This is a genomic window from Brevibacterium sp. ZH18 (genome assembly GCF_022748595.1).
GTDB lineage: Bacteria > Actinomycetota > Actinomycetes > Actinomycetales > Brevibacteriaceae > Brevibacterium.
The window spans coordinates 1-5,568 of sequence record NZ_JALDSX010000081.1; the positions used below are offsets into that span (position 1 = coordinate 1).

Consider the following 5,568-nt stretch of genomic DNA (forward strand, 5'->3'; position numbering starts at 1 on the left):
CAATGCATCCTGCGCAGGACTGATTTGCAGAGTTGTACCATCAACGAGAGCGATGAACCCCGAGATAGCGATACCGACCACAGCGGCACATGTGAGCGCCGCGAGTAGCAGGGCCGTCCCTATGGTGTTTAGCTGGCGCAGCTGGTCACGGCCTCTGGCCGGCCAAGGCCGTTGGTTCAAGACCGAGATAATGAAACTCGTGGCGATGATTGTGAGAGCGACTCCGAAACCGAAAAGAGTCCACATGGTTGAGAAGGCAGCAAGGCCTGCCACGAAGCCAGCTAACAGCGTGCACAGGCCCGCAATGATCAGCACGACGGATAAACGGTCGCTACTCACGAATCTTGCTTTCTGGAAACCTGCCTGCGCATGAGATCGAGCATCTCTTTGCGGTCAGCTTCCTGCCGCTTGAGGTACTTGGTGATCCAGACAGTCGCAACTACGATGCCCGCTACGATGACGAGAAAGACAAACACGGGCAGAAGTGTCATCAGCATGCCAAGGACGCCAAAGCTCGATTCAACGAATCCAAAGTCTTCCATATGCTCGATCCTTTCGGCGCATCTGCGGGCTCTGCCTCATTAGTTGAAAGCGATAAGGCCCATTCTATAGTCTGCGCAAACATCGTATAGGCACGATAGAAGAGGTGCATTGCCGAGATTCAGTGGCGCAACGCCGGGCAGTCAATCCGCTTTCGAAACCGTCGAAAGCGGACGCAGGCCCCTTCGGGAACACGTATTTCTTGCCTTCACCTGCACAAAGTGTCCTGCGGGCGGTCACTTTCCGCCGCGAGCGTTCAATCGTGATCGCGACAATTCCCGTCACGGCCCTGACTCTACGACGAGTGTGCCAAGATCGGCATATGAATGGTTCCAAACCAGATTCCTCTTTGCTATCGCTACCGGCAACGAATAGCACCCGTTCGATCGGTTTCAATACGCTCATTGTTGCCTTCGCCGGGCATCTCATTGCCTGGACTGGCTACGTGGCGATGCATATCTCCGACGAGAGCTTCTACTTGCCTCAGCCCTGGATGATAAGCCTCTCAGGCTTCTTACTGACAGTGGTTGCAACATTCTGCGCAGTCATCATCGGACGGGCTCTCCCCCGCTCTTTCAGGCCCTGGTTCATGATCATCAGTCTCATCGTTCTGATTGGGTCAGGGGTCAGCGAAATAGTCGGGCTTGTATTTTACTCCATGAATACTCCTCCCAGCGGTGTTGTGGACATTGTGGCTAACTCGCTGGCAGTTCTGCCATTCATCGGAGAGCTCGCCTATCCGTTCGTGCTCTCCGGCGTAATCATGTGGGCCGTACGAGTTCCCAACATTGAGCATCAAACAACGCCGCGTACCCGCATCGGTTCAGGTCGTGGCGATCCCGCGTTCGCAACGACTGCGTTCGTCATCTACGCTTCGACACTGGCGACGGGCCTCGCAGTGACCATGTTTCTCATCGTCACTTTCTTCGCTCCCGTGGCCCCTATCAGTGATGAGGGATGGGACACGGAGTTCCTCTGGCTGACAGCAGCCGGGATCGTTGGAGCGATCGGCCTCACTGGCGTTCTCCGTCGACTCTCGACCACGCCCGTGTCAACGACTGTTTCAACGACACTCGCAACGCTCAGCCTCTTCGCTCTGGTCTTCGCCCACCAGTTAAGCAGCCTCTCAGTTGCTCAGGCCGTTTACTCCGACTCGGTCGGAATCGGCGGGACGCTTGTGTGGGTGTTCGCCGCGTTCATGTTCCCCCTCACCGCCGTACTTTTTCTACTGATGGTCCTAATCATCAAGATCCGGTCCCGCAATAAGTGACCCCGCACAAGCTCGGGACGTCTCTGAGACGGGATACGAGGACGGGAGCCAAATAGATTCGGGAGAGCACCATCGATGACACGCGAACTCGCCCTGCAACTTCGCCCGCTATGCGAGCACTACTGCCTTTCGATGTCGACCGACGAGAGGTGAACCGAATGCCAGAATTACCCCCGCGCCCGCCATCGCTGCGCCGACTGCCACGTTCCTTTTCGCGTCGGCACGACATCGAACGATTCCATCCGACAACGGATATCCGTTCGCTTCGGTGATTCGCATAGCGTTGAGACCCGAAGGGCAGGCCCACAGTGCCTCACTGTCCCTATAAGCTCCGGAGCCCAACTGGACCCAGAATCCCCCGGCGATCAGGCCGACTGAGGCGACACCGAGGAGAGTGAGCGACAACCACGCGTGTTGCCTTATCACGATGATGGTCAGGAACCAGACCGCGATGGCGGCACCAACGACGAACCAGCCGAGTAGCACCCACTCCACCCACTGCACATCTTCCATGTGATACAGCTCTACCGATTCGTCAGTGGCTATGATCATCACGTGCACCGAGTCACCATTGCTCACCGCGAACCTCCCTTATACCCCTGCCGTAATAGTCTGATCTCAATATGCCACACCGGCCTCAACGATCCGTGGCACACACTCACAACACTGCGACGAACGAGCGACGGAGGCAGTCGACAGTTCACACAACGACGGCGCCGCCCTTGTCGATAAGAATGACTATTATCCGCAGACGAAACCCGTGATCAGAGACATCGGTCATGCCGCCAGCACACCTGAGAGAGGAGAACGAATTTTGATTCCGGAATCCAAAGGCGCGAAGATCGCCTACATTGCAGTAGCGTCCGTGTCTACACTCCTTGTCGGCTTCTGCATTTTCGTATGGTTGTGGGCAGGCACGATCGAGGATGGTTGGATAAACGCCTATGCGGCAGCGGTCGTGGTTTCGGTGGTCTGTGTTCCGATTGCCCTTGTACCGCTTGGTTGGTCCTTGGGGCTCTCATTCGTTCGGGCAGCTGAAAAGAGAAAGTCCCAGCGTAATCAGACGAAGCCGCGCGCAGAGTTGTGTTCTATGAACTCGCCAATCGAGATTCGATTCTTTCCCGACTGGGGGCGGAAGGAACCGCTGTGGAGCCATGACACCGACGACATTGCAGTGGGGACTTCAGACCTCCCAATTTCAGCGGACCTGGCCGACGATCTCCATGCTTACATGGAGTTCTGGAGCTCTCACTTCAACCCCGTCGTCGATTACCCAGATTCGGGGTGGGACTGCGAAGATAATCACCAATGGTTTATCGATGAGGGCAACCGCCTTATCCGAGAATTGTCTAGCGAACTCGAAGGCAGGGCAACCATCTCTGACGAGCGGGACCCCGACGACCGCTAGGGGTCCCACTTAGCGAAAATAGTTCCCGAATCTATGTCTATCGGGTATACCCCTTTGACATTCAAGATCTCGACCGGAAGAATGTGTGAGCTTCAGCGGTAAATGGCGGTGTTCTGTCAGCGTATTTTGGCGGCAGTGCTCTCACCGCCCGCTCGCATCGCACGATGCTTTGCAGGTTTCATCAGTCATAGAACAACAAGCGATACCGCTATTACGAGTTGTCAGGCCGTTATCGCGATAGCGCCTTCGCTTGAAGCAGCGCGAACCCCGGAACTATGGGTGACGAAGCAGGTGGTGAGTGTCCGTTTCCCCGACCTCAGCGAAGCCTTCACGTTCGTACAATCGCTTTGCTCTGGCATTCACTTTGTGAACCTGAAGCATCGTTCCATGGCCAGCCTTTGCAGACTGTTCAACCACCCAACTGAGGATGGCGGCACCGACGCCTTGACCCTGACTATCCGGAGCAACTTCCATGAGCTCTAGCCACGTGTCTTCCTCGCGCCTTCCCAGATACAGCGCGCCGACGTCCACGCCGTCTAACCCAAGCACGAACACCTCATGTTCCTCAACAAGCGGGCGGAAAAACTCTTGCTGCTGTACAGCGATCCACGGACCATAGGCCGCTTCCACCAATTCCTTGTGAGCGTCTTCATGAAGCTGGAACAACCAAGCTTCGTCCTTGTACGTAGCCGCGCGGGTCGAAATCGTCATCTATCCATTCTGCTACAAAGCGGACACCAAACCTGTGAGGTTCAGCGATAAGTGGCGGTGCTTTTCCATTGCACAGTGGCGATGCAGATGATTTAGGGGCTCGGCATGTCCTGGTATGTTGCGAGCATGAGTGATCAGCAGCATCAGCGTTGGCAACGAGGCGACAGAATTTTCTGGACTTACCGCGACGCAGACTTTCCCGGACTCGTGGATCAACGGCCAGTAACTGTAATCGCTGATGATGATCAGCACCTTGCCGTGTGGATGGCCGCGGGGACACGAATGCTCTATCAAGTCAGTGCTGATGGGCAGGACCTGCGCTCCCTCAGCGGGACAGATCGCTTCACCGCCCCACGAGCCCAAGCAGTCAGAAACTGGGTAGGCTCCGGGATACTTGCAGTCTTCCAGCCAAACACCATGTACTCTGTCTGGTTCTTCGAGACAAAGGCGGGAATCCGTAACTCCTATTACGTGAACATCGAAGAAGAATTCACACGGTCGGATTCCGGCATCGAAACCTCAGACCTCGTGCTCGACGTTCTCGTCAGCCCTGATCGCATCTACGCTTTCAAAGACGAAGATGAACTTGAGCTCGCCCACCGCGCCGGGGTGTTCTCGACAGCCAAGGTGGAGCAGATCAGACAAGTGGCACAGCAAGCCGTGAAAGATGTCGAGCACTGGGAATTCCCGTTCAACGCCGGATACGAGGGCTTTCAGCCGGACCCCGATTGGACCGTGCCTACTTTGCCTGCCGATGCCAACTGGGAGTTTGAAGATGTCGCAGGAGGAGACTAAGTGGGAGACTGTTGATCGCCGCCAGATTCACCAAGGGCGTGTAGTGCTTTTCGAGCACACCGTTACTCTCCCCGACGGTTCGCAAACTCACTACGAGGTCGACGAGAGTGTTCCATTCGCGGCCGCGGTTCTTGTCGTTAACGGCGATCACGTATTGGTCACTCGGCAGTATCGTTACCCGATAGATCGCTGGATCTTCGATCTACCTGCCGGTGGAGCCGAAGATGGCGAGGAGCCGATAGACACGGCCCGTCGCGAACTTGAGGAAGAAGCGGGGATTGTGCCGACAAGCTTGATGTCCCTCCATACCTTCTTCTTGAACCCTGGCCGGGCAAGCTGGCCCGTGCACCTCTTCTTTTCGTCAGAGGCAACGATAAAGGGGACCGCAGCTCGAGACGATCCGGCGGAGCAGGTTAGCGCTGTTTGGCTACGTGTAGAGGAGCTGGATTCGATGATCACAAAAGGTGAAATCGTCGATCCAACGCTGATCATTGCGCGGACGATGGCCGCAAGTCGCGGACTTATGTCGCCTCTTAAACCTTTAGTTTTATGAGACGTCAGATCCACCTCGGCGTGACTTCAGCTCAGTCGCGTACTCACGGGGTGCGATCTGTCTTGCTAACTCGTCTTGACGCAGAGTGTCTTAGAGTCGTGACTTCTTGGGATTTATGAGGCATTCTTAAGACATGAGGCTTCTGGGATACACGCGGGTCAGTACTGCTGGCCAAGATGCGCAGCTCCAACTCGATGCACTCGTCGGTGCGGGAGTCCAGAAACGAGATGTGTTCTCAGATGTGACCTCTGGGAGTAAGACGGCGAAACAGCGACCTGGAATGAGGCGGCT

At 55.9% G+C, this 5,568-nt stretch carries 9 protein-coding genes; 5 read left to right on the top strand and 4 right to left on the bottom strand.

The window, feature by feature from the left end:
• On the bottom strand, window positions 1-339 hold a 339-nt coding region (locus MPN20_RS16800), incomplete at its 3' end, for a hypothetical protein (protein ID WP_242783988.1).
• Window positions 336-542, bottom strand: coding sequence for a hypothetical protein (locus tag MPN20_RS16805; RefSeq protein ID WP_069599198.1), 207 nt, complete (start codon window positions 540-542; stop codon window positions 336-338). The genes MPN20_RS16800 and MPN20_RS16805, both read right to left, overlap by 4 nt.
• A gap of 443 nt (window positions 543-985) precedes the next feature.
• On the opposite strand from MPN20_RS16805, the gene MPN20_RS16810 reads away from it, so the two are divergent.
• Entirely contained in the window at window positions 986-1,810 is an 825-nt protein-coding gene (locus MPN20_RS16810) for a hypothetical protein (RefSeq protein WP_125240290.1), read from the top strand.
• A 108-nt stretch (window positions 1,811-1,918) separates the two neighbouring features.
• On the opposite strand, the gene MPN20_RS16815 is transcribed toward MPN20_RS16810, so the two are convergent.
• A complete protein-coding gene (locus MPN20_RS16815) occupies window positions 1,919-2,389 on the bottom strand; it encodes a hypothetical protein (protein ID WP_069599200.1) in 471 nt (156 codons plus the stop codon).
• A gap of 181 nt (window positions 2,390-2,570) precedes the next feature.
• Between MPN20_RS16815 and MPN20_RS16820 the strand changes: the two genes are divergently transcribed.
• Window positions 2,571-3,218 (top strand): hypothetical protein, encoded by a 648-nt coding sequence (locus tag MPN20_RS16820; protein ID WP_125240291.1) that lies wholly within the window; start codon window positions 2,571-2,573, stop codon window positions 3,216-3,218.
• Window positions 3,219-3,491: 273 nt separating this feature from the next.
• Here MPN20_RS16820 and MPN20_RS16825 read toward each other — a convergent pair whose 3' ends face one another.
• A complete protein-coding gene (locus tag MPN20_RS16825) occupies window positions 3,492-3,929 on the bottom strand; it encodes a GNAT family N-acetyltransferase (protein WP_069599205.1) in 438 nt (145 codons plus the stop codon).
• Window positions 3,930-4,055: 126 nt separating this feature from the next.
• Between MPN20_RS16825 and MPN20_RS16830 the strand changes: the two genes are divergently transcribed.
• The 3 genes from MPN20_RS16830 to MPN20_RS16840 form a co-directional block, all read left to right on the top strand.
• Window positions 4,056-4,724: a DUF402 domain-containing protein gene (locus MPN20_RS16830; RefSeq protein WP_242783989.1), complete on the top strand. Its 669-nt coding sequence runs from the start codon at window positions 4,056-4,058 to the stop codon at window positions 4,722-4,724.
• Window positions 4,705-5,277 carry an NUDIX hydrolase gene (locus MPN20_RS16835; protein ID WP_069599206.1) on the top strand — a complete coding sequence of 191 codons (573 nt, stop codon included), beginning with the start codon at window positions 4,705-4,707 and terminating at the stop codon, window positions 5,275-5,277. The genes MPN20_RS16830 and MPN20_RS16835 overlap by 20 nt, the downstream gene beginning before the upstream one ends.
• Window positions 5,278-5,410: 133 nt before the next feature.
• The coding region (locus MPN20_RS16840) for a recombinase family protein (RefSeq protein WP_242783990.1) at window positions 5,411-5,568 on the top strand (158 nt) is incomplete at its 3' end.

Bases quoted from the DNA above. Each gene is read 5' to 3' on its own strand.
- MPN20_RS16805 (WP_069599198.1), bottom strand. From the start codon at position 542: ATGGAAGACTTTGGATTCGTTGAATCGAGCTTTGGCGTCCTTGGCATG.
- MPN20_RS16825 (WP_069599205.1), bottom strand. From the start codon at position 3,929: ATGACGATTTCGACCCGCGCGGCTACGTACAAGGACGAAGCTTGGTTG.
- MPN20_RS16830 (WP_242783989.1), top strand. From the start codon at position 4,056: ATGAGTGATCAGCAGCATCAGCGTTGGCAACGAGGCGACAGAATTTTC.
- MPN20_RS16835 (WP_069599206.1), top strand. From the start codon at position 4,705: ATGTCGCAGGAGGAGACTAAGTGGGAGACTGTTGATCGCCGCCAGATT.